This window comes from Flagellimonas sp. CMM7, assembly GCF_021390195.1.
Classification (GTDB): domain Bacteria; phylum Bacteroidota; class Bacteroidia; order Flavobacteriales; family Flavobacteriaceae; genus Flagellimonas.
In genome coordinates this window covers 1,340,891-1,364,494 of the sequence record NZ_CP090003.1, presented here as the reverse complement: position 1 = coordinate 1,364,494, position 23,604 = coordinate 1,340,891, and the positions used below count along the sequence as shown (strand labels likewise).

The 23,604-nt window shown below is 40.7% G+C and carries 24 protein-coding genes; 18 read left to right on the top strand and 6 right to left on the bottom strand.

The genetic code is table 11. The features are described 5' to 3' along the window. Nucleotides 1-77: 77 nt before the first annotated feature. The 3 genes from LV704_RS06230 to LV704_RS06220 all read right to left on the bottom strand — a co-directional run bounded on the left by LV704_RS06230 (nt 78) and on the right by LV704_RS06220 (nt 5,243). Nucleotides 78-1,397 carry an AraC family transcriptional regulator gene (locus LV704_RS06230; protein WP_163421211.1) on the bottom strand — a complete coding sequence of 440 codons (1,320 nt, stop codon included), beginning with the start codon at nt 1,395-1,397 and terminating at the stop codon, nt 78-80. Nucleotides 1,398-1,765: 368 nt separating this feature from the next. Continuing rightward, nucleotides 1,766-3,058, bottom strand: a complete 1,293-nt coding sequence (locus LV704_RS06225) for an HlyD family secretion protein (protein WP_163421212.1) — start codon at nt 3,056-3,058, stop codon at nt 1,766-1,768. Then, nucleotides 3,048-5,243 (bottom strand): peptidase domain-containing ABC transporter, encoded by a 2,196-nt coding sequence (locus tag LV704_RS06220; protein ID WP_163421213.1) that lies wholly within the window; start codon nt 5,241-5,243, stop codon nt 3,048-3,050. The genes LV704_RS06225 and LV704_RS06220 overlap by 11 nt, the downstream gene beginning before the upstream one ends. A gap of 183 nt (nt 5,244-5,426) precedes the next feature. Between LV704_RS06220 and LV704_RS06215 the strand changes: the two genes are divergently transcribed. The 3 genes from LV704_RS06215 to LV704_RS06205 are packed head-to-tail and all read left to right on the top strand — an operon-like array spanning nt 5,427 to nt 7,360. Next, the gene (locus tag LV704_RS06215; RefSeq protein ID WP_163421214.1) at nt 5,427-5,714 is read left to right on the top strand and encodes a helix-turn-helix domain-containing protein; all 288 of its coding nucleotides are present in this window, start codon (nt 5,427-5,429) and stop codon (nt 5,712-5,714) included. Continuing rightward, nucleotides 5,711-6,838, top strand: a complete 1,128-nt coding sequence (locus LV704_RS06210; protein ID WP_163421215.1) for a hypothetical protein — start codon at nt 5,711-5,713, stop codon at nt 6,836-6,838. The genes LV704_RS06215 and LV704_RS06210 overlap by 4 nt, the downstream gene beginning before the upstream one ends. A 6-nt stretch (nt 6,839-6,844) precedes the next feature. After that, nucleotides 6,845-7,360, top strand: a complete 516-nt coding sequence (locus LV704_RS06205) for an ORF6N domain-containing protein (protein ID WP_163421216.1) — start codon at nt 6,845-6,847, stop codon at nt 7,358-7,360. An 87-nt stretch (nt 7,361-7,447) separates the two neighbouring features. Here the strand turns inward: LV704_RS06205 and LV704_RS06200 are convergent, their stop codons facing one another. After that, a complete protein-coding gene (locus LV704_RS06200; RefSeq protein WP_163421217.1) occupies nt 7,448-8,071 on the bottom strand; it encodes an N-acetylmuramoyl-L-alanine amidase in 624 nt (207 codons plus the stop codon). Nucleotides 8,072-8,257: 186 nt separating this feature from the next. On the opposite strand from LV704_RS06200, the gene LV704_RS06195 reads away from it, so the two are divergent. The 15 genes from LV704_RS06195 (at nt 8,258) to LV704_RS06125 (ending at nt 20,248) form a co-directional block, all read left to right on the top strand. Next, nucleotides 8,258-8,545 carry a hypothetical protein gene (locus tag LV704_RS06195; protein WP_163421218.1) on the top strand — a complete coding sequence of 96 codons (288 nt, stop codon included), beginning with the start codon at nt 8,258-8,260 and terminating at the stop codon, nt 8,543-8,545. 25 nt (nt 8,546-8,570) lie between these two features. Then, nucleotides 8,571-8,855 carry a hypothetical protein gene (locus LV704_RS06190; RefSeq protein WP_163421219.1) on the top strand — a complete coding sequence of 95 codons (285 nt, stop codon included), beginning with the start codon at nt 8,571-8,573 and terminating at the stop codon, nt 8,853-8,855. After that, entirely contained in the window at nt 8,842-11,259 is a 2,418-nt protein-coding gene (locus LV704_RS06185; RefSeq protein WP_163421220.1) for a TraG family conjugative transposon ATPase, read from the top strand. The genes LV704_RS06190 and LV704_RS06185 overlap by 14 nt, the downstream gene beginning before the upstream one ends. After that, nucleotides 11,256-11,837, top strand: a complete 582-nt coding sequence (locus LV704_RS06180; RefSeq protein WP_163421221.1) for a conjugal transfer protein — start codon at nt 11,256-11,258, stop codon at nt 11,835-11,837. Before LV704_RS06185 ends, LV704_RS06180 begins: the two co-directional genes overlap by 4 nt. Before the next feature lie 2 nt (nt 11,838-11,839). Further along, a complete protein-coding gene (locus LV704_RS06175) occupies nt 11,840-12,679 on the top strand; it encodes a hypothetical protein (protein ID WP_163421222.1) in 840 nt (279 codons plus the stop codon). Nucleotides 12,680-12,703: 24 nt separating this feature from the next. Beyond that, nucleotides 12,704-13,318, top strand: a complete 615-nt coding sequence (locus LV704_RS06170) for a conjugal transfer protein TraK (protein ID WP_163421223.1) — start codon at nt 12,704-12,706, stop codon at nt 13,316-13,318. Between the two features lie 11 nt (nt 13,319-13,329). Beyond that, complete coding sequence (traM, locus tag LV704_RS06165; RefSeq protein ID WP_163421224.1) at nt 13,330-14,274, top strand: conjugative transposon protein TraM; 945 nt, start codon at nt 13,330-13,332, stop codon at nt 14,272-14,274. A gap of 12 nt (nt 14,275-14,286) precedes the next feature. Next, the gene (locus tag LV704_RS06160) at nt 14,287-15,111 is read left to right on the top strand and encodes a DUF4138 domain-containing protein (RefSeq protein WP_163421225.1); all 825 of its coding nucleotides are present in this window, start codon (nt 14,287-14,289) and stop codon (nt 15,109-15,111) included. A gap of 245 nt (nt 15,112-15,356) precedes the next feature. Further along, nucleotides 15,357-15,494 carry a hypothetical protein gene (locus LV704_RS06155; RefSeq protein ID WP_163421226.1) on the top strand — a complete coding sequence of 46 codons (138 nt, stop codon included), beginning with the start codon at nt 15,357-15,359 and terminating at the stop codon, nt 15,492-15,494. Nucleotides 15,495-15,504: 10 nt separating this feature from the next. Further along, nucleotides 15,505-15,942, top strand: coding sequence for a single-stranded DNA-binding protein (locus LV704_RS06150; RefSeq protein WP_163421227.1), 438 nt, complete (start codon nt 15,505-15,507; stop codon nt 15,940-15,942). 84 nt (nt 15,943-16,026) lie between these two features. Further along, the gene (locus tag LV704_RS06145) at nt 16,027-16,476 is read left to right on the top strand and encodes a JAB domain-containing protein (protein WP_163421228.1); all 450 of its coding nucleotides are present in this window, start codon (nt 16,027-16,029) and stop codon (nt 16,474-16,476) included. 10 nt (nt 16,477-16,486) lie between these two features. Next, nucleotides 16,487-16,684 (top strand): hypothetical protein, encoded by a 198-nt coding sequence (locus LV704_RS06140; RefSeq protein WP_163421229.1) that lies wholly within the window; start codon nt 16,487-16,489, stop codon nt 16,682-16,684. Between the two features lie 396 nt (nt 16,685-17,080). Next, the gene (locus LV704_RS06135; RefSeq protein ID WP_163421230.1) at nt 17,081-17,626 is read left to right on the top strand and encodes a BfmA/BtgA family mobilization protein; all 546 of its coding nucleotides are present in this window, start codon (nt 17,081-17,083) and stop codon (nt 17,624-17,626) included. 2 nt (nt 17,627-17,628) lie between these two features. After that, nucleotides 17,629-18,657, top strand: coding sequence for a MobB family relaxase (gene mobB, locus LV704_RS06130; protein ID WP_163421231.1), 1,029 nt, complete (start codon nt 17,629-17,631; stop codon nt 18,655-18,657). A 4-nt stretch (nt 18,658-18,661) separates the two neighbouring features. After that, on the top strand, nt 18,662-20,248 hold the full coding sequence (locus tag LV704_RS06125; RefSeq protein WP_370636068.1) for a type IV secretory system conjugative DNA transfer family protein: 1,587 nt from the start codon (nt 18,662-18,664) through the stop codon (nt 20,246-20,248). A gap of 341 nt (nt 20,249-20,589) precedes the next feature. On the opposite strand, the gene LV704_RS06120 is transcribed toward LV704_RS06125, so the two are convergent. Both LV704_RS06120 and LV704_RS06115 read right to left on the bottom strand, forming a co-directional pair. Next, nucleotides 20,590-21,420 (bottom strand): pentapeptide repeat-containing protein, encoded by an 831-nt coding sequence (locus LV704_RS06120; RefSeq protein ID WP_233782156.1) that lies wholly within the window; start codon nt 21,418-21,420, stop codon nt 20,590-20,592. Between the two features lie 47 nt (nt 21,421-21,467). Beyond that, nucleotides 21,468-23,537: an NACHT domain-containing NTPase gene (locus LV704_RS06115; RefSeq protein ID WP_233782155.1), complete on the bottom strand. Its 2,070-nt coding sequence runs from the start codon at nt 23,535-23,537 to the stop codon at nt 21,468-21,470. Nucleotides 23,538-23,604 lie beyond the last annotated feature (67 nt).

The window sequence follows — 23,604 nt, the reverse complement described above, 5'->3', positions numbered from 1 at the left end:
ATTTATGGTTAAACTTTAATTTTGATGACCCAAGCTAGCTAATATTTATACTTGTTTTGTAAAATATAACGCTCATTTTATAAATTGCTTCTTTTTATCTGCTTAATGAAAACCGCTGGTGTAAGGCCAATTTTGGCTTTAAGTGACCTAGCAAACACATCCAACGAGTTAAACCCGAACATTTCAGCTATTTGTATTGTGGAGTGGCTTTCAATGACTTTTGGATTTTCTTTCAGAGAATTAATCGCATAAGTAACTCGAAGGTCCTTAAGATAATTGGAAAAGCTTTGCCCTTTGTAAGCATTAATAATTTTAGATAAATATGTTGTATTAGTATTTAGTTCTCTTGCTAATGTATTCTGATTTGAGCCCTGGTTGAGAAAACCAAGGTTTTTTTCCCATTTGTCTAAAGCTTCAAGTGTATGCAACACTACATCGGTGTCGATATCCATTTTGATGACCTCTTCCTTTTTAGGGTTATTTTTGACAGGCAAAATGTCTTCATTCATTACAAATTTCAGCTTCTTTTGCGTTGAGTTGTATTTGATATAATAAAGAATAAATAAAACAATCAATGCTGTAGAAAGGAAAAAAAATACTTTGATTGTATTTTCTTTTTTGTCAATTTCATTCGATAGATTTTGTTTAGTTTCCTCTTGTTCAGGTAAGTCAAACTCTGTCCATAAAATACTCCTTATATTTTTTTCCGCTTCTGTCAACATACTATCATAGTATACTAACCTATTCGCGTAAGTTTCAACGAAAACTTTTTCATCTTTAGAGATTGCGTCTTTTAGAAGGAATTGGAATATTTCTTTGACATTGTCCATAAGAGGATAATCATTTCTCTTTAGAAGAGTGTCTATTCTCTTAAAATGCATTCTTTTCTTAATATGCTTGCCCAGCTTTTCCTCAACCATTCCTAAATAATAAAGTCTATCAGCCTCGGACAAATCTCCCGAACCTTTGGTGTACTTGATTAAAGTATCCCTTGCTTTGAGATAATTTCCATCATAGTAATTTATTTGAGCATTTAAGGCCCTCAAAGATTGATATGTATCAAAATCTTTCATCTTTAATGACAAATCAATCCCTTTTTTGGTGTAGGTTCGTGATGAATCAATTTGCTTGATTTGTAAGTAGCACCGGGCGATATTATCCAAAGTTATTAGTTGGGTTAAATCATAATTCTCAATTTTTTGTCGATGTTTTTTTAAGTATTGTATTGATTGTCTGAGCAATGAAATCGCCCTTTCCTGATGCCCGTATTCTCCTTTGATGACCGCAATAGCATTAAAGCAATCAACAATTCGCTCATAATCTTCAATTTCTTTTGCTGATTCATAGGCTTTAACAAATTCTTTTACGGCCTCTTCAGGAATATCTGCTTCATACAAAAGCCCTCCTTTGGTATAGCGTACTCTTGTTATGAAGTCACTTTGACTAACTCTTTCGGAAATTGCTATTGAGGAATCTATATACTGAACCGCAATATTAAAGTTCTCTCCCCAGACCCTTTTCCTATAAGCTTCGGCAAGCTGGTTGGTATCATTTAAATATTTTGCCTTTAATATATGTGTGTCAAAAACCTTCTTTGAATAATTGCTTCCATAGTCCAAGTCATCTTCCAATTTGATAATGGAATCAAACGGAAGCTGAAATATTTGGTCTTTGGATAATTCCTGTGAACAAGCTGTTGCAGTATAAAACAGAAATAAAAAAAACAAAACTCGATATAAAAATATATTCTCTTTCACATTTTAGTTTAATAATTTATGTCTGACCAAAGTCCTCTAAATTGATAGAAAACCCTTTCCAATAATGAGGTTTCTTGCAACACTATTTTTGCGGTTCCCATCATTTCCTGTTTGAACTCGATTTCCTTATTGTATGTGGTAGTTAAATTAGGAATCTTCACATAAACAGAATAATAAACTTCATCTCCTTTTTTTGGTGTTTCGGATATATTCACGACTCTACCTTTAATAAGGCCCCACTCATGATAGGGATAATTGTCAAGTTTTATAACAACCTCCTGGTCCTTATGGATTTTCGCAGAATTTCTAATAGGAACTTTACATTTGCCAACAAGCTTGTTCTTTTTGTCTGGAACTACAGTGAGTACGTGCTCTCCAGTAGGAACATGCTGATGATTGTTCCAAACATCGAAAACAGTAACTGATCCAGAAATTGGACTTTTCAGGGCATAGTTATTTTCCCATGCATCAATTTTCCCCTTTAATTCTTGTTTCGCCAATTGAAGCTCTGAAAAGTTAGAGGATGAATTGACAATGTTCCTGTTCAATGATTTTAGACTTTGGTCATTCAGACTGAGTGTATCAACATACAGCGCTTCAATCTCTTCCTTGATTCTATTGACATCATTTTGTGCGGATAACATTTCCTGTTCGTTTGCATCCAGTTGCTGTTGAGATATCACCCCTTTTTTTAAAAGCTCTTGCTGCCTACCATTACTTTGTTTTGCCAGTGCATAATTTCTCCTAGAAGTGTTTAACTGAACCTGCTTTATCTTTATTTGTCTCTTTAATCTTCCTATCCTCAAACTTAAGTTTTCATTCTCATGTTCCTCTTGATCTAGATTCAAGTGGAGCAAATAACTTTGAAATGCTCTTAAGTATTTTTGATAAGACATGTGAATGTTTACTTCCAATTCTAAGTCACTTGGGAATTTTTGATAGAGTTTGTCCAATGTGCGAACCATATTGGTGTCTATGTCGTTCAACTGCTCCTTAAGATGGAAGACATCCTCCCATTTTGAAGGGTTCTCAACAACCGAAAGAATCTCATCCTGCTTGACTTCTTGACCAGATTTAAAGTTCACATAAACCAGCTTTCCTCCCTTTTTGCTGTAGAGGGCAACAGGAGGGTTTTCACAAGTAACCAATATCTCTGCATGGATTACCTCATTATATTTTAAAAAGAACGCAAAGACAACGAGTAATGTGAAAAAAAGAAAAAGAATCATGTTTCCTTTCCTCATCATCCAATTAGGAGGGCGGTTCAAAAAGTTCTCAGAAAAAATAACCTTATCGTCCATCTTCAATAGAGTCCATTTGATTCTGTACCAATCTCCAGTAGGTACTTTTGTTTTTCAAAAGCTTCTTATGTGTTCCTTGTTCTACGACATTTCCATTTTCCAATACAATGATATTATCTGCATTACGAATAGTTGAAAGCCTATGAGCCACAATAACCACAGTCCTATTTTTATAGAAGGATTCCAAATTCTTAAGAATCCCTTTTTCATTGATGGAGTCTAAAGAGCTGGTGGCCTCATCCAAAAGGAAATATTTTGGGTCTTTATAAATGGCCCTGGCCATTAATATTCTTTGTTTTTCTCCTCCACTTAATTTTATCCCATTTTCTCCAATTTTAGTTTTGGACCTATGAGGTAAATCGTCTATAAAATCCTTTAACATAGCGAAATCTATGGCTTGTTCATATCGTTCTACATCCAATGGTACCTTTGATTGAGATTCAGTAATGTTCCTTTCTATTGTATCATCAAAAAGTTGCCCTTCCTGAAGTACTACTCCGCAAACTTCTCTCCAATCTTTGGGCGCTATTGAGGATAATGATATTTTTCCTACTTCAATTTTTCCTTTGGTTGGAGGGTAGAATTGTAACAAAAGCTTGAGCAAGGTAGATTTCCCCGATCCACTATGTCCTACTATAGCTGTGACTTTTCCCTTAGGGATTTCCATGGAAATATTGGATAATGCTTCCTTGGTTCCTGGAGGCCCATATCTAAAAGAAATATCTCTAAGTGTTATGTCATGGTGAAAAGCCTTGGTAGCTCCATCCAATTTATGCCCCTCAGGTTCCTCTTTCCATACTTCAAAAAGACGTTTCACGGCCAATTCAGCTTTTTGATAATCTAATAGGAAATCAATCATCTTACTTAAAGGAACATTGAGCTGGCCAATTATGAATTGTATGGCTAGCATAACACCAAGACTAAAGACTCCTTCGATGACTGCATATGCGGAAAGGAAGATAATTGCAATATTTTTTAATTCGTTGATAATCTGACCACCGTTGGTTTGCAATTGATGGATTCTTAGGTTTTCAGAAGTAACATTGAAAAGATCAAGTTGAGTCTGGTACCATTCCTTTTTACGCCTGTCTTCCGAACCATTGACCTTAATATCCTCAATGTTGTAAATTATCTGAAGAATCTTGGATTGGCTCTTTGCACTCGTTCCAAAATAGGCGGTGTCCAATAAGGCTTTTTTCTTCATGAATGCCAATGACCACAGTAAATAGACTCCAGAGCCAATGAGAAACACCAAAAATATGTTTAAGTTGTAATAAGCAAGTACAAACCCAAAAAGAATAATATTAAAAATATCGAACAAAAATGTCAGGGAACCATTCGTGAAGAATTCTTCAACCCTTTCATTATCATTGATCCGCCTTACCAAATCCCCGATTCCCCTTCCAGTAAAAAAGGAAATTGGAAGTTGAATTAATCTCGAAAGATAATCATTCATCATACGGATATTGACCCTCATAGAGATATGCAACAGAATCCAATCCCTGAGTATTTCCACCGCACCTTTGGACAACACGAAGAAAATCTGTCCAATAAGAATGACTTGTATAAATCCTATATCTTGATTCTCTATTCCATAATCTACAATACTTTGCGTAAAGAACGGCAAGGCCAATTGAACGATGGATGATAATAATAACCCTAGAGACAATTGCCATAGCAATTTCTTGTAATCGAAAAGGTACTTAAGAGTTTTTAAAAGATTGTTTCTGTCACCGCTACCCTGCAACTTACCTTTTCGGAAGGTGTCCGTTGGTTCCAAAAGCATAGCAACTCCCTTGTTCACCTCTGAAAGCCACCCTTTTTTGAATTCATCCACACTTAAAGTATATTTTCCTTTAGCTGGATCCGAAATGTATACTTTGGTAGTGGTTACACGATATACAACGAAGAAATGGTTTCCTTCCCAATGTACAATACATGGCAAAGGAGCTTTTTTGAGCAAATCTTCCCATGTTATTAGTACAGGGAAGGTTTCCAACCCTATGCTTTCCCCCGCTTCTTTAATTCCCGCCAAGGAAACACCTTCCCGATCAATATAGGAGGATTTCCTAAGATCTTCAAGCGAAGCTTCCTTTCCATAATGTTTGGAAATAATCTGTAAACATGTTGGACCACAGTCCATTTTGTCCAATTGCCTAAAGTTTGGAAAAGTAGTGCGAAACATGCTAGCAATATAAGCTCTAAATATAGTAGATAAGGAAATTACAACCCCAATAATATCAGTTATCCCACAAAAAATCCGATAAAAGTAGTCCAAATGTTAAAATTTCACCCAACTTGGGATAACCCTTGTGAATATTATTGAATCAAACAATACACTTTTGGTTCTGATTATAAACAAGTTAAGATGCCAGCAAATATTTTAACACAGGAAGACTTAGAAGGGTTCAAAGAATCCCTCTTAGATGAAATCAAGGAAATATTATTAAAAAATGACCGTATCACTTTGGATCGTTGGATCAAGTCCAATGCTGTCATGAACAAGTTGGGAATAAGCCCCGGAACCCTTCAAAATTTTAGGATCAATGAAACCATCCCTTTTTCCAAATTGGGAGGAATCATTTATTATGATGAAGAGGAAATCCATAAGATCCTTATGGACAATAAGAACTTTTTTCTTAAGGACGAGTCATGAAAATGGCCCTCTTCAACATACAGAACATCTTCCAACGTCATATTCGTTTGGTAGAGCGTTGTAACGCTAAAAACAAGGACCAATGGGTGGAAGAATTTGAAACTCTTTTAATCCAGCCGGGACGCACCCAAAGGGATTATGACAGGATGCGGATACTTTCCCATTTTTTGGGGTTCGATAAAGAAGAACAAATACCTTATTTTACCATCAAGAATACCATAGGTCAGTTAACGCTCAGAAAAGGCTTGGACAGGGAAATGCCAAAGTCATCACATTTGACCGATTGGGAAGGGTGGGCAAAAATTGACTCCATGCCAATCGATGAATTGGCCATTATGAACAAGGCCAAGGTCATAGCGGAGGTTGACCCTGATATTCTTGTGCTATTGGAAGTGGAGGATAGGATTTCACTGGTCGAGTTCAATCGACATTTCCTATCCCCCAAAAATGGTTCTCTCTACAAGGAAATTGTTTTTTTGGGAACCAATGACCCCTATGGTCGAGGTATCGGAGTATTGGCGAAAGAAGGATTTGATCTTGAGTCGATAAAGACCCATGTGAACGATTCTGATGAAAAGAATAATCCCTTATTTGATGTGGATCTACAGGAATATAGGTTCAGAACCAGTTCTGGCCTTAATCTGGACGTTCATTGCACACATTTTACCAATAACGATGATGATTCGGAGGTTTTTTGTAATCGCCAAAAAATGCAATCGGAGTATATTTCAAAACGCTTTTCTGGAAGACAAAAAGATATATCCTCTCATTCAGTCTTTTTGGGCACATTGAATGCCCCATGCTATAGTAGTGCAATTGCACCAATCATCAATGACACCTATTTGAAGGACATAACTAAACATCCCAATTTTTTGGGTGATCTGGATAGAGGGAAAGATGCCGATTATTTTAGATTAGGGGCATACAAAATGGGTGTCAACATCAAGCAACGGGATTATCTCATGTTGTCAGGTGGCCTCTTTAATACTGTTGAAAATTGGGGGTTAATTAGAAAAGGAATGTGGCACAAACAGCAACCCCAGTGGAACATTTTTGGCAGCATTAATAATGAAAAACATGCAGCTAGTGAGCATCCCCTGTTATGGTGCCAATTAAATATATGATTGGGCATGGAACCATTGAAAATTCCACAGATGATATATGAAATCCAAGGCCAACAGGTACTCTTGGATTTTGACCTTGCTAAACTTTATGGTACCGAAACCAAACGGCTGAAGGAAGCTGTTCGTCGAAACATAGATCGTTTTCCAAAAGATTTTATGTTTGAACTCACCAGAGAGGAGTATGTGGTTCTAAGGACGCAATTTGCGACCTTAAAATCTTCTGGGCGTGGTATGCACAGCAAGTACCTGCCCTTTGCTTTTAACGAACAGGGTGTGGCCATGCTATCCAGTGTCCTGAATACTCCCAAGGCAATTGAAGTCAACATTCAGATAATTCGAGCTTTTGTATTCCTAAGAAAATATGCTCTGTCCCATAAGGAACTCAGTATCCGACTTAGGGAACTGGAGAAAAAATATGATAGACAGTTCAAGGATGTTTTTGATGCTCTCAATTATTTATTGAATAAGGATATAAAGGAGAAAGAACAGCGCGATAGAAAGCGAATCGGTTTCAAATCCTGAACAGTCTCCTGAGAACATCAAATAATTCCTTGCTTACCTCAACGACTATTTTTTTGAGCACATTATATAAGCTTATAAGTAACATTTTCATTCCATTATAGTTTTGATTCCCATTAATATGGCCAATCCCAACGCCTTGATTTTGCCTTTCTCTTCCAAGTGGACTGCCTCATCCGTATTGGACAAAAAACCAAGTTCCAACAACAGGGCCGGGCATACCTCTCTGTTGTCCCGAAGTACCTGAAAGTTGGCCCGCTTCACCCCTCGGCTTCGATACCCTAATTGTTCCTGAAGGTACCCATCCATAACTTTTGCCATGGTCAGACTCTGCTTTGGGATCGATCCATTGAATACATAAACTTCAAGTCCAGATGCCTTGGGGTTATTTGCATGGTTGCAATGCAGGGAGACAAAGATTTTGGGATCTAGAATCTTTGCCAGTTTTGTGCGATGTCCCAATGAAATCAAAGTGTCCCCGTATCGGGTCAAGTAAATGTCGTATCGCTTGTCCAACAATATCCTGTTATAATGCACAATGGCCTGTGCAATCTTTAAGGTCAGGTCTTTTTCCCTAAGTCCATTTATCCCAACTGCCCCATTATCAGTTCCTCCATGTCCTGGGTCCACAATGATGATTTGTTTTTTCTGTCCATATACTGTGATAAAAACTGAAAACAGACACAACAGGAATATGGCCTTTGTTTGTTCCATATCATTTCAGATTTAAAGATTCATTGTGCAATCTTTAACGGTTTCCATAAAACAGTTGTGATTCCTCAAAATTTAACGCTCTTGTCCGTTAATTTTTAGGGTATTTCCATCCTTTCCACGGGTTCCCGATACTTTTCGAAAAAGTTTATTCATCAATAGGCTCAATCAGCCGTAAAACGAAAAATCATGAAAAAAACAGCTGTATTCATTTGGGCAATGCTCCTTACGGGTATCCCCGCTTTTGCACAGATCGGCGGCATCGAGGATTCGGTCAACGACATCTCGGATACCATCCGAACCATTTTTCCCCTGCTTTTGGGAGTCATCTTTTTAGTTGGCTTTCTCTTCAATGCGGGCCACTTTTTTGGTGAGAACGCAGATCTCAAAAAAGGCATCACTCGGGTATTGGTGTTCGTGCTCATTGCAGGGGCCGTTGTTGGCATCTTTACCTATCTCATTGGAATTGTAGTCTAATCTTATGATGTCTATTCCATCACCAATGAGAAAGTACAAGATATATAAGGACATCCGCAAAGGGGCGAGGATATGGGGGCTTCCCATGTCCCTCTTTGCCCTTTTGACACTCTCCATCCTGGCATCCCTGCTGATCATCATATTTTCCTTTAATCTTATGGTCATCATTCTGGCCATGGGATGGAACCTATGTTGGTATGTAGGCCTGACCAAGATAGCATCAAACAAGAATCTTTTGGACTTCAACAAAGTCTTTCCAGACTGTATCAGCAATAAACACGACAATCTATTGAGCCATGTCGAAAATTAACATCGCATCCCATCATCCCATTTTGGACATTCAGGATAATATCATCTTTGCCAATAACGGCAATGTGCTGGCCTGTTACAAGGTTCTGCTCCCTGAGATCCATTCCCTTTCCGAAAAGGATTTTGAGGATTTGCACAGCAATTGGTTCCAGACTTTTAAATCCCTCCCTATTGGTACCGTGGTCCATAAACAGGATATTTACCTTAAATCATCCTTCACTTCAGAATATCTGTCCAATAGTACATTTTTGTCCAAAGCGACCCATGATTATTTCCGGGGCAGGGAATATCTGGACCACCGAAGCTATATGTTCTTTACGTGTCCCAAGAAAAAGGGACTGAACAATCCCAAGTATGTCAACCCTTTTAAGAAGACACCCAAAGGATTGCACGAGGAACTGGATGATACTGTAAAACGTTTTTTGGCCTCGGTGACCGATTCAGTGAACTATATCAACAATGGAACAAAAATCCGGTTGGGACCTATGAGGCCTGACGAAATTATGTCCTTGACCAAAGAACAGTTCAATGGTTACAGTTCCAATTGCGATACCGACATCGTTTTGGATGGCGCCAATGTGACCATTGGGAACAACCATTTTGATGTACTTGCCATCAACAGTGAGTCCTGCTTTGGGGATAGCGTACAGACCAGTAAGGTCAATGAGCATTTCACCTCGGATGATTTTACGTTCCATCAGGGGTTCATGGATGACCTGGGGCTTTCCCTAAAAGAAAACCATGTGGTGAACCAGATTATTTATTTGGATGACAAGCACCAATGGAGAAAGCAATTAGAGAAGAAAGTCGAGGAATTGAATAAGAGCTCCAATTTTGGCACTCAGAACAAGGTCGTTCTCAAAAAGATAGGGCATATCCTTGACCAGATCAACAACGATGACAGTTCAAGAATTGTTCGGGGACACCTTAATGTAATCCATTGGGATGGTGAAAAGCGAGCACTGGAGAATACCACTACAAGGATAAAGGCAGAGTTCAAGGAACTGGATGTTGTACCGTATTATCCTTGTGGAAGGGAGCGCAAAAATTATATCCTGAACAGTTTTCCATGTTTTGCCTCCAATTATTCCAACGAAGATCTTTATGTGACCGACCTGAAACATGCCCTTTGCTTATTAATCAACACAACCAATTACAGAACGGACAGAAAGGGGATTGTATTCAACGACAGGGAATTCAACATTCCAGTGCTAAAGGATGTCTGGGACGAACAAAAAAGGCGCATCAAGGCACGGAACTTTGCCGTTTTTGCTCCGACAGGCGAGGGTAAGTCCTTTTTGGCCAACAACATTTTGAGGCAATTTTTCGAACAGGGTGTCCGGCTGGTCATTATTGACCTGGGCGGTTCCTATACCAAGTTCGCCAGCCTTTACCCCGAACACTATACGGTGCTGCGATATGAAAATGGAAAGAGCCTTGGTATAAATCCCTTTTACGTAACCCATGCCGATGATGTTACCCCGGAACATTTGGAGGACCTTTCCATATTTCTCTTTGAGCTCATGGGAATGGGAACTAAACCATCAAAAGAGGCATCGGTGGCACTGAAGAAAATATTACATCTCTATTACGGGGAAAAAACCGGTTCCTTGCATTCACTTGACGGTTTCTACCGATTTGTTGGCAAATACGGAAAGGAACTGCTCTCCCGATTGCAGATCCACCCCGGGTATTTCAATATCAAAAGGTTCCTGCACATTCTTTCCGAATATGTCGGGAGCGGTATCTATAGTTTTCTTTTTGCCTCGAGCAAGGACCGGTCCTATCGTCTGGAGGACAAGAGGTTGATCGTTTTCGAGCTGGACGAGGTCAAGGACAACAAGGAGATCCTCTCCGTAATGCTCAAGCTCATAAAAACGGCCGTTCAGCGTACCATCTGGAAGAACAGGGACGAACGTGGCATCATCCTTTTCGATGAGTTCGCCAAACAGCTCAAGTTCGACAATGTACTGGAGAGCGTGGAATTTTATTATCAGGCCATACGTAAACAGGAAGGGGCCATAGGCATCATCCTGCAGTCCATAAACCAGTTGCCCATAAATTCCACATCGGCCAGTATCTTGGAAAACACCCAGGTCATATACAGCCTTAGAAACGAAAAGGGATATGGTGCACTAAAGGAAAGGCTCCATCTTTCCTCCCATGACCTGAACCAACTCAGCTCCATCAAGAACAATCTTTCCGCAAGGCAGAAGTACACGGAAATCTTCATAAAGATCGGAAAGGAAAGCAACATTTTCAGGCTGGAGGTCCCGCCAGAGGTCTATGCCGCATACCTGACAGATGGCCCCGACAACAAGGCCATTATGGAATTCTATAAAGAAACAGGCTGTATGGAAACGGCCATCAAAAAGTTTATTCATCAAAAAACAAGAACATCATGAAAAGTAGAATGAGAACATTGGGCATTGCCCTGACCTTCACTGTTTTAATACCTTCAGGCGCTGCCTGCCAAGGGATGCCCGTGTATGATAACACTAATTTCATCACCTTGGGCAAACAGATCATTGAATCGGCCAAACAGACCGCAGAACTCTTGAAGACCGTGGAATTTTTGCGGGAACAAAAAGAGCGCATCGAAAAGGTCAGCGATGTCATCAAACACTTAAAGGCCGTACAAGAACTCACACGCAACAACAAACGCCTATTTGATATGGTACGCAACGACCTCAGGCAGATCCTAGACTCACCGCACATCCGTCCAGAAGAGGTGGGACGCATTTCGGAATCCTTCAATGCCATTATCGAGAGTTCATTGGAAGATCTGGAATTTGTGGAACAGATCCTTTCCAGTGACTTTTTGAAAATGACCGATGCGGAAAGGGCCATCGTGCTCAAGGAAAAGGAAATGCGCTCTAAGGAAATGGTGGGCGAGATTGAGCGTAGGACCAAAAGGTACAGGGACATCATTTCCTTTCGGGAAATGCAGGCTGTAATCAATAACCGTAAAACAAATTATTGATTATGGTAGGTTTTGCATTGAGCATCGGTTTGGAATATGTGGATGCGGTGTACGATACCATCACCGGAAGTGATTTTTCCCAGTACACAATTGTGGGAATGAAGGCCCTGGCCATTCTCTTTTTCTTGATCAACATCATGAAAAAGTACAATGAGGGAGTGGCCGAACGGGATGGTCATACCTGGGGATTGACCCCATCGGAACTGGCCAAGAACTTTGCCGTGGTCATCTTGGTCATATTCTCGGATCAGATCTTGGAGGTCTTCGACAACATTTTGGTGGGCATAGAGACCCAATATCGCAATACTGCCCCAGACCTTGTACCATTGCAGTTGCAGGATATTTCAATTGAGGAGGATGCTGGTCTTCTGGATGCCGCGAGCAAAGGATTGGCCCTCTTGTACGAGGCCCTGGTCAGTCCCTTTTATGGAATGCGGATCTTGGCCTTTATCATCAGCGTGTTCCTGTGGCTATTGGACCTGTTCATCTATCCGCTTTTTTTGGCGGAACGGTTCTTCCTTTTGGGCATCATGAGGGCCTTCTTTCCCTTGGTCATCAGTTTGGCGGTCTTTGAGAAGTTCAGGGATCTTGCCTATTCCTTTTTTAAGCTGTATGCCGCCGTGTATATGTTGGTGCCCGCCTTTTTCTTGGTGAACATCTTCATCAATGCCCTTTATACAGAACTGACCACGGATTTTTGGATCAACCTATTTGGGACGGATTATGGCAGTACGGTCTTTGCTCCCTTGGTGGAACTGGGCACCATAGGGTTCATCGTCTTTTTGAAGTTCAAACTCTACCGAAGGGCAACCTCCTTTTCACTCAAACTTTTCGGTGCCTAGGGCACTCCATAAAACTCAAATGATATGAAGACAATGTATAAAAACATAGATGGGATACTGAGGGCCAACCGCGTTGTGGTTCTGGTTGTGGTCACCGCATCGTCCATTGCCATAATTATTTCAGCACTGGTATCGTACAGGATGTACCAAGAGACCAAGGGAGGGGCGTTTGCCATTGGAACGGACGGGTCGGTCATTCCCTTGAAATGGGCCGATCAAAAAGAAAACCTTGAAATCGAGGCCCTGGCCCATTTGGTACTGTTCCACAACTATTTCTATGGTATCGATGCCAGTAATTATGAAAGGAACATTGAAAAGGCCCTTTGGCTCGGGGACAGTTCGGTGGACAACGTATACCGGCAGAAAAAAGCCGATGGGGTCTACAATCGGCTCCTGCAATATTCATTGGTGCAGAAGATCTTTTCCGTGGAATCCGAGCTTACCCTCCAAGAAGGAATACGGTCGTTCAGGACCGTTGTGGTCTTTGAAATCTACCGTGGGACTGTGACCGATGTATATGAACTAAAGACTTCTGGGAAACTTATCAAGGTGGATCGGAACTTTCCCAACAACGCCCACGGGTTGTTGATCAGCAATTATTTCGAGAATTCATTGAGAAAGGTCGATGACCAACGTTAAAAAACAACAATATGAAATTGAACAAAAAGAAAATCGTTTTTGGAATCATCATCGGTTTGGTCATCGTTTTTATGGTGGTCTATTCCATGGTCTTCCTGACCGAAGGGGGTGATAATGCTAGACAGCTGGACCAGCCCTTGGTACCGCAATTGGAAGAGGCACAAAAGGAATATGCCTCCAAGTTGGAGGCCATCAACGACCTTAAGGAAGTGAAGACCACCAATGCCCCCAGTATCTATGATGAGAAGTTTTTGGATTCAATGGGACTCTTTGACCCTGACCTTATCGATAGGGAAAAAGCGCAAATTGTGGACAGTATCTACAGATTGGGGCGAATCGATTATACCCAGGGGACATACCGCAAACCTGCTGAGGAAAATGAGGTGAAGTCCAGCGTTCCCAAGAGAAAAATCAAACAAGAAATTGTGTCAAAATCAAAGGAGGTCACAAAACCCACACTACAAGAAATAGCCTTGGAACAGCAACTTTTCTTTGCCTCCAATTCCCTGTCAGATAATTCAAAAGTGGACAATATGGTCATTCTGGCCATAGTGAAAAGGGAACAGACCATTAGGGTCAATGATAGATTGGAATTCCGAACCTTAAAAGAGGTTGTTATCGATGGTAGGACCATTCCAAAGAATACCGTTGTGTTTGGTTTAGTGGCCTTCCAGCCCAACAGGGTTGTCCTGGAAGTTGAAAACATTGACCATATCCCGATTAAACTAAAAGCGTATGACTATCAGGACGGTCTCGAAGGGCTTTATATCAGGAACACTTTTAGGGCAGAGGCCTCCAAAGAGATGATGGAGGACGCCTTGGACGACATCAATGTGCCCGGTGTCCCCCAAGTTAAGGGGCTGAAGAACATCTTTAAACGTTCCAACTGGAAAGTCAAAGCAACGATAAACAAAAACTATAAAATCCTATTGAAAGAAGCCCATAAGAGGCCTTAACAAAGAAACATTATGAAAAGCATATTTATCACTTTGGGATTATTACTGATGGTAACGGCCCAAGCCAACAACCCTAAATCATTGGATACCATTTATGCCAACGAGCATATGAACATGGCCCTTTTCTTTCCTTCACAAATCAAACAGGGCATTGTGGGGAACAGCAATTTTGTCTTTACCTATAATCGTGAAAAACAACAGCCCTTGGGATTGTTGAAGGCCGTTCCGGGAAAGGACAGTAATCTATTGGTAATCACCAATGACGGCAGCATCTATTCCTACATCATTAGCTATTCCAAGAATCTTGAATACCCCAATCGGTTCATCACTGAACAGGAACGCATCGGGACAGAAAGGCAGGGAATGGAGAGAACTTCCCAAAAAGAGGTTCCAAGTGAAACTGTACGGGATTCCTCCATTAGTGTTAAAAAGGTCAGGGAAAAGCTTCATGAATCATGTGAGGCATTGTTGCAACTTCCTGAACGGAAGAACATCAAGAAAAAAAGGCAAGGACTTTCTTTGACAGTTAAGAACTTGTACACGATGCGTAGTGAAGTATATATCCAATTTGAGGTCAACAACAGTTCAGGTTCACGTTTTGATTTTGGGGAATTGGAGCTGTTCAAGATCAGTGGTAAAAAGGGACAGAAGGCTTCATTTCAGGAATTGGAGATGTTACCTATCTACAAGCATAACACCCCGAAGAAAATTGATCACGGACAATCGGTGAGTTTTGTATATGTCTTTACAAAGATTCATTTGGACAAAGGAGAAAAATTACGTGTAGCACTTTCGGAGCATGATACTACTAGAATGGTTTCTCTTTTCTTTAGATAAATAATCTTTTCAATATTTCTTTCGTAATGCTCCCATTCTTTTCGGATTCTCCGTTATTGATCCACTTTTCCAAGCCGTCTGGACTCCTTTTTCGATAGCAAAACAACAACATCCATTCTTGTGGCCGGCATAAAGCCGCTCAAGCTTTTTATACGCCCTTTACAAGCTTGGATGTTGTACCGCCATAAGCAACAAAAAGGATACATGACGGCACTATGGGAAGTAAATCATTTAAAACAATAACGATGAAATCATACGAAAAAAATAAAACGGGAGCATTCCAAAAGTTAAAAAACAACAAAAAGGAAAACACTCTGGATATAATAAGTAAATCAGTTTTCAATGCCCTGACGGATAGGGCTTCACTATACAGTAATCTTTAATTTTTTAATCATGAGTACATTGAGAAACAAAGTCCAATTGATCGGGAACATAGGGGGCGACCCTAAGGTCACCGTTCTAGAAAGTGGAAGCAAAACGGCGCGCTTTTCCATGGCGACCAACGAGTATTACAGAAACGCCAAAGGAGAAAAGGTGCAGTCTACACAATGGCACAATGTGGTAGCCTGGGACAAAAAAGCCGATGTCATCGAAAAGTATGCCCATAAGGGCAAGGAAATTGCCATCGAAGGCAGGTTGATCTCACGGAGCTACACCAACGAAATGGACGTGAAATGCTACGTTACCGAAATCGTGGCCACCGAGATTCTGTTATTGGGAGCCAAGGAAAGTAATAGGGAATCCCAAAATGGGGAACAAGCCTCTACAAATGGGAAAGACCAAAAAACCGTTTCCAAGGCTAAGGATGGAAAAGTAGAAAAAGCTGCTTGATCGGATAGCCATGAACACAAAGAGGGCGCACGCCACCAAATTGTCCCGCCCTCTTTTTCATTATAGATCCTCAAAGAAAATACAATGGGAACACAAGTTAACGAAATAAGCATACGATACAAAGAACGAATTCCCGCTCCCTTTTGGAAACAGATCAAATGTTCCAAGGATGCAGCGGAACTCTTGTTCCAAACATGGAACAAAGATACCATAGCGGTACATGAATCCTTTAAAATTGTTTTGTTGAACAACAGTAACAGGGTCAAAGGCATTTATCAGATATCACAGGGCGGTATTACGGCAACTTTGGTCGATCTACGGATCCTTTTTGCCGTAGTACTGAAAACACTTTCCGTGGGTGTCATTCTTTCACACTGCCACCCCAGCGGGAAATTGGAGGCCAGTAATCAGGACAGACAGATCACGGATAAGATCCAAAAGGCAGCGGAACTTTTCGATGTCAAGATATTGGATCATATCATCATTGCCCCTACTGGGGAATACTACAGTTTTGCGGACAACGGCCAGATTTAAATTCCACATTATGATTCATTTGAATTTTTCACACCTTACCCAAGAGATGCAGGATGAGCTTTTACTGATGGCCCGTGAACATGTGGAACATCTTTATAAGGATTCCATCCGATCACACTGTGACAAAAATGGTGGGGACTATAACAAACTGATGGATGAAGAGGCCATAAAGATGTTGTACACGTATGATTATGTGTTCAATATTTGATTCGGACATTATCCGACAAAAACGTGGGGAGCCATTTTTGGTTCCCTTTTTCTTTTTAAAGATTTTCCATCCCATCCATCAGTATCGTTGCATTTTTCCTAAAACCCTCCTTCCCAAACTCTTAAAATCCATTGTTTCTCCAACAGGATAACCCAAGGCCAATACCTTGGGATTGGTATGGAGTTTTCCCCGCTTGCGTGGGGAAACGGAATAGCGAGAGGGTAGCACGCCAAGGCGGTGCTACATATCTGATTTGCTCCGCAAAAGCCCATGAATATTGGCTTTGAAGGGAATTCACCAAAAGTTGCCACCAATGACAAATTGTGACAATTCCTTTCGGAAATCCCATAAACAGGGATAAAAGTTGTGACAATAACAATCAAAAACAAACGAAAAATGGACGGTTTCAAATCCATTAGGTTAAGGATAGGTACCATAAAAAGGTTCAAAGGGTTTTCCAAGAAGATGTCGAAATCCTATTCGGACACACTTGAATCCGTCATGGACTTTTTTGAATGGCATGGCTTTACACCTTCGGACGGGCTGGGCAAAAGCTTCCTCCAAGAGATTATCAAGAACCGGAAACTTACCGAGACTTCCATCAAACGCACAGAGGCCTCCATTGCCATTATCCGTGACATTGAGATTACACAGACCAAGCCCACGAATGCCATTTTGGAAGCCCTGCTCGAACAAAAGGTCAAGCATGAAAGGCCAAAGGTGGAACAAAGACCACCGAAACCGGGACCCCAAATAGAGATCACCGTCCCCAGGATCCGCCACGAACGGCTCATGGACAAAATGGAAATGCTCAAAAGAGAAAGCCAATACGTGGTGGAGAACACCACTCTTATGAAACCCTCCTTCGGAAAACCCTATCTGCGGTTGGACATCACCGAAGGGGAACTGGAAAACTATAAGAGAACACTTCAAAATCTTTGATTATGTATATCACCATCACAGCACAGAAAATCGGAAGGGGTTTCGAGACCTATAACAGCAGTGTCCGCGATTATGTAGCCTATCTGGAAAAGGAGAACCAAGATTTGGAATCCGACTGGCAAGAGACCTTTTTTGACCAGAATGAAAATGCCATTGCCCCGGAAAGGGTCATATCGGAAATTGACGGTAATACCGCCAAGCTAAAAAAAAGGGAGTCCAAATTCTACTCCATTGTGGTAAGTCCAAGCCAACAGGAACTCAAACACATAGGCAATGATCCCGAGGTGCTGAGACGATATACCCGAGAGATCATGAAGGATTATGCCGCTTCCTTTTATCGGGATAGAAAGGTGACGGTTGATGACATCAAGTACTATGCAAAGATTGAGCATGAACGTACTTTTAGGGGCTTTGAAAAGAAGGTATTGGAAAATACACCTTACCGAAAACAGATTGCCAAACTCCAAAATGATCTTGCCAAAGTGGAGCGTGGGGAACTCCAAATAAATCCCCGTGCCATCCAAAAGGAAATCGAACGCTTGACTAAAGAAGCCCCGTACAAGGTCAATGGCAAAATGGTGGTCGAGGGAATGAAAAAGGAAGGGACACAGTCCCATATCCATATCATCGTCAGCCGAAAGGACGTGACCAATACCTACAGTCTTTCCCCTGGGACCAAGTTCAAGGAATCGGAAACCATCCTCAACGGCAAAAAGGTCAAACAGGGGTTCCATCGCGACGGGTTCTACCAATCCGCTGAAAAGACCTTTGACCGCATGTTTTCGTATGAGCGGAATTATGTGGAACGATACAACACCAAAAAGCTGTACCGACAAAACCCCAAAAAGTTCATGGCCCTATTGATGGGATTGCCCTCCAATGAAAAACAGAGTGCCCTGAAACTGTTGCATAAAGGAGGGATTCATATCCCCAACATTCCAACCAACAAGGTGCAATTGGCCTATAAGGTCATTATGAAACTTAAACAAGGTGTTGAACGGGCCATCAGATCGGGGGCCATTGAAATCTGAAATCATGTTGACCATTACAGTAGTACATATTGTTTTGTTGTTGTTTCCATTTGGTTGCTTGATTTCTTTCTTCTTGGTCAAGTACCTCCGCAATGGGTTTGTAGCGTCATGGGTGTTGGTCCTTGGAATGGGGACGGCTCTTTTCTTTCTATTGGAAACCAGTGTTTTTTTGAGAGCCATGCTTTATTTGTTTTTGCCCTGGGGATTTGTGAACCTCCTGTATTATGTCTTTATCCCAGGCAGAGAGGCCAATGCCATTGACAAAAAATATCGCTTGGTGTTACATACCAAAGGGTCCAAGGTCGTGTTGGATAATATTCGAAGGGGCATCTCCATTATTGGGGCAGCAGGAAGCGGGAAGACCGAGAGTGTCGTATACAATCTTTTTAAGCATTTTGCGGCCAACCTTTTTTGTGGGGTAATGCACGATTACAAGAACTTCGAGATCACGGAAATGGCCTACCCGCTCTTCAAGGGCACCGACCGGAAGTTTCATATAGTTTCCTTTGACCCAATATACAGTCGGGTCAATCCGATTGCTCCAAGGTATTTGCCCGACGAGGAAAGTGTCCATGAGATTTCCCGTGTCCTTCTGGAAAACCTGCTCGAACTCAAGGAAAGTGGCAGCAGTGGCACATCAAAGTTCTTTCAGGATGCTGCGGAGGGATTGATCAGTGGACTGATTTGGCGGTTGAAAACAAATTACCAAGACTATTGTACCATTCCCCATATGATCTCGCTGTATCAACATCTGGACACAGAGCATTTGGTACGCTTTCTTAGTGCCGACCTGACCTCCAAGGCCATGGCGGATGCCTTTATCAGCGGGGTGGATTCTGATAGACAGACGGCAGGCGTGAAGAGTACCTTGGCCAATGCCTTCAAGAAGATCAGTACACATAAAATATTCATGGCCCTTTCAGCGGATGAAGTGTCCTTGGACGTGAATAATCCCCAAAACCCCTCCGTCATCTCCATTGTGAACGACCCGAAAAAGGAAACCTCCCTATCTCCAGTGATAGCGACCATAATCCATACCATTTCCAAACAGATGAGCGACCGGAACCGTTTGACCTCATTCTTCCTCATCGAAGAGGCTTCCACCATACGGCTCTTGAACATGCACCGGATTCCAGCAACATTGAGGAGCTATGACATTGCAACGGTCTATGTACTACAGGATAAGATCCAGAACGATATGCTCTATGGGGACAAGGCGAGCAAGGCTATATTGGGCAATCTCTCCTACCAATTCTTCGGAAAGGCGAATGACCCTGACACTGCTAAATACTATGAGCGTTTTTTTGAGATTGTCAAAAAACAGTCGAAGAGCGTGAACAAAGGGTATAATCTCAATTTTGATACACGAGTTACACAGAGTGAAAGGGAAGTGTCAAAGACAAGGGCAGATGCTTTTTACGGATTACGACAAGGGGAATTTGTGATATTCTTTGACGGAAAGGATAAAAAAGTTCTGTTTAAGTTTCCCAAAAAAACCCAGAAGTTGCCTGCCCCTAATGCCAAGACACAAGCTGAGCTAAAGTTTAATTTTGAAAAGATTCATGGAGAGGTGAAATCTATTCTTAAATAAGTGAGAGTTCAATTAAACCTGCGATTATCGATGACAAAATCAGATATCTCTGATCATCTCCTAACGTTTTAGGTCTAAATGATATCGAAACGGCTCCTATTTACATAATATAAAATGATAGTATTGGCCATTTATAGAGATTTTAAAAGCAGAATCTAATTTTCAATCTTTTTCTGGCTTACTTTGTTAAGCAACAAATTATGATTGCTATAAATTGGGCCAGATGGAGTGTCTGAGCCAAATAGAATCAGACCATTATTGTCAGAAAGGTACTTAAAGCTAACATTGCATGACTTTGCACATTGTCAATTAACTTCCCAGCTTCCTGCAGCTTCAAACACTTAGGAAATCCTTTGACTACCCCTGGAATACTCATCATAGAAATCACCGATAAAAGATGAGATTTGACTTTGTATCTCTTTATCTTCAGATTTAGGCGGATAATTTTGTTCAAAGGTTTTCTTTGTCAGCGTCCTATTTTGAAAAACCCATTGCCACAATCCTCGTAGATTGGTGAAATAGGTGTGCGTGTCATCTTTCCCTATGGCTTCAGAGAATTCAGTAGAATCCATTTCGGAAATTTCTTCCGCCAATAGTTTGCACAAAAGACGTGGAAATGGTTTATAAAAATGGAGTTGATTCGAGCTATGGATGTTCATGCCGGAATAAAACGTCTTGTACATGGAAGCGACGTTCAATGCCCGATTCACAATTTTGATATTATCAAAAATGGCATTTGTAAAGTCACAAGATCGAACATCGAACTCTTCGAAAGTTGTTTCTTGAAATTTACAGCCTGAAAAATCAATCATGTGCCCATCAAAATCCTTAAATCGCGTATGGGACAAATCAATATTTGAGAAATCAAAATGGGACAAATATGTGGTTTCGTTATCATTCGATCCTATCGTCATCCCTATGAATAGGGAATTCCCCCAAAGCCTTATATTATTGCTGTTAAATCTAGCCATCCGAATCAATTTGAAGGCCATCTTATCGTTAATTTTTGCAGCAAAGAACCGTTTCTTTGACACATCATTGTATAGATAGTTTCCCGTGACCAAACAAATCCACTTATGCTCCTGGCCCATCGTACTGGATAAGCTTTCCCTCAACTCGACCAACTCATTAAACCTTGAACTGGTTTTTGAAACAACATCATTGCTCGTCATCACCCCATGATTAATTCTTTTTTCACATAATTGGATGATCAAGTCGATTATTTCTTGGGTGATCGGCCAATCTTGAAGGACTTCGATTGGGGGTATTTAACCGCTCTTTCGAAATGATCGAGATTCTTTCTAGTTCGCCAGATACTATCAAGCGTTTCGCTATATAACTGATTGGGCTCGGGAATGGAAATACTGGTGATTAAAGGGGACAGCAATCTTCTGGCTTCAATACTCTCGGAATTGTCTCCATTTTCAACAATGGATTTTTTTAGAAGGTTTAAAAGCTCTCGATAAAAAGTTAGACTCACTTTTGTTGGCTTGCCTATAGATAGGTAATTGCCCAAGGTATTTTCATCCCTTTTGTCAAAAACAAATACCAAAAAAACCTTGATATAATATTCAGCAAGAAGAATTTCAGCAAATGACTGATGTTTGAAATTGAAGTTTTCGCCCCGCAAACCAAAGTAGGAATTTGATAGATATGCAACTAGGACCCTGGCCATATTCTTCTTTCCTTGGGAACCATCTTTCGCCAATAGTATATCTTCCAAGCAGGCTTTGTTCATTTGGACCTTATTTTCATTAAAGGCCGAAGTGCCCAAACCAGATTTGTTCATCGACCAAAGAACGGCCATTCCGTGAAGTATAGAGCGGAAGATAGCCTGCTGGCGAAATGAATGCATTTCTTGTTGTTTGCTTATCCTTACATTTTGGATATCAGGATCACCGATATATTTTGCTTCAATGGTTAAGAGGTTGATGAAGGAAAGATAAATGGATATTTTGGCGGGATTTGGGGATATTGCCCCACTCTGTACTGCCTTGAAGAGTATATAGTTCAATAAGGGGCGTCTGAATTCATCGAGTTTTAGAATCTTTTTTTCTATCAGTTTGCGGTAGGTTTCAAAGTATTGTTCGCCTAGTCCTTGGTAAAATTTTTCAATTTGGTCTTCCTTAAATCCAAACACATGAATGAACATAGGGGTTTGGTCCATTACCTTTGGACTCAAATTCAATTGTTGAAAGTGGTTTAATCTTGAATTTTTTAAAATATGCTCTAAAGAAGGAATGGGCCTAGAAGCAATCAGAAACCTAAATGTTGAGTTTATGTTTCCTTTCAATTCCAGAACGGGAAGAATATCTTTTATAATGGATGTCAAAGAAATTTCGGGATTCATCTCATCCAAAGAATCCAGTAAAAAGGTTATGCTTTCAAAATCATTGAGATCTTCAATTTTAAAATTTTCGTAGCGCTTGCAATACGTCTCAATGAGTCCGGCTTCCCTGGATAGGCAATCCGAAGCCAACCTAAGATTGATATGGATAGGAAAAGTGCGTTTTAAAGAGTACTCCGAGGAAACAAGGGTTTTTGCATAGCTGGATGCGAGTTGATTCATCAATACTGATTTTCCCTTGCCAAAATCAGCAATCAGAAATGTAAAGGAATATTGATGGTTCTGCTTTTTGGTCGCTTCAAAGTGATCTTCGAGTAAATTCCGAATGGGCTTTAACTTTTCCTCGCTATTGATGTCTAAACGCTCATCTTCATAAAAATGATCATCCTCGACCCGATTGGCTTCTATGGTTTGATATACGGAGTAGTCCGCCGAAGAATACCATTTACCAAAAGCTTCCTGAAATTCGATTTTTTCATCTTCATCAAATCCTATACTACTTTTATCGATAAGCTTATTAAGATAAGATGAAATAATCACATTGTCGGAGAAAGAAATAGGCTTTGACCTAGGGCTGGAGATAGATTTATCTCCTTTTGCTATTTTGTATTCAAACCAAGATTTAATTTCTCCCCGTGTGACATAATAGGCAACGGCATTGAGGAGTTTTTTATCTGCGCTAAATGGCAAAACTCCATTTGACAAATCGTTGCCATAGTCATAAAACTGCCTACCTTCCCCGATATGATATTCGACCGTTTTTTGAGTGTCGGCGATGCTCTGTAGTATTCCTTCTTCCTTTAGTTCTTGCCGAACCTTGGCCTGTAAGTTCAATACATCATCTCTTGATAAGTTTTGGAAAGCTCCTGTTAGCCCACTTAACGAAACCAGTTCATTAAAAAGTTGACGTAGGATTTCAGTCTCTTCTTCATTCAATTGCATAGGCTAAAAAATTAAGTGTCGTAAAAACATTGGGAAAATATCGTAAATGTTTCGATAACAGGTGCTT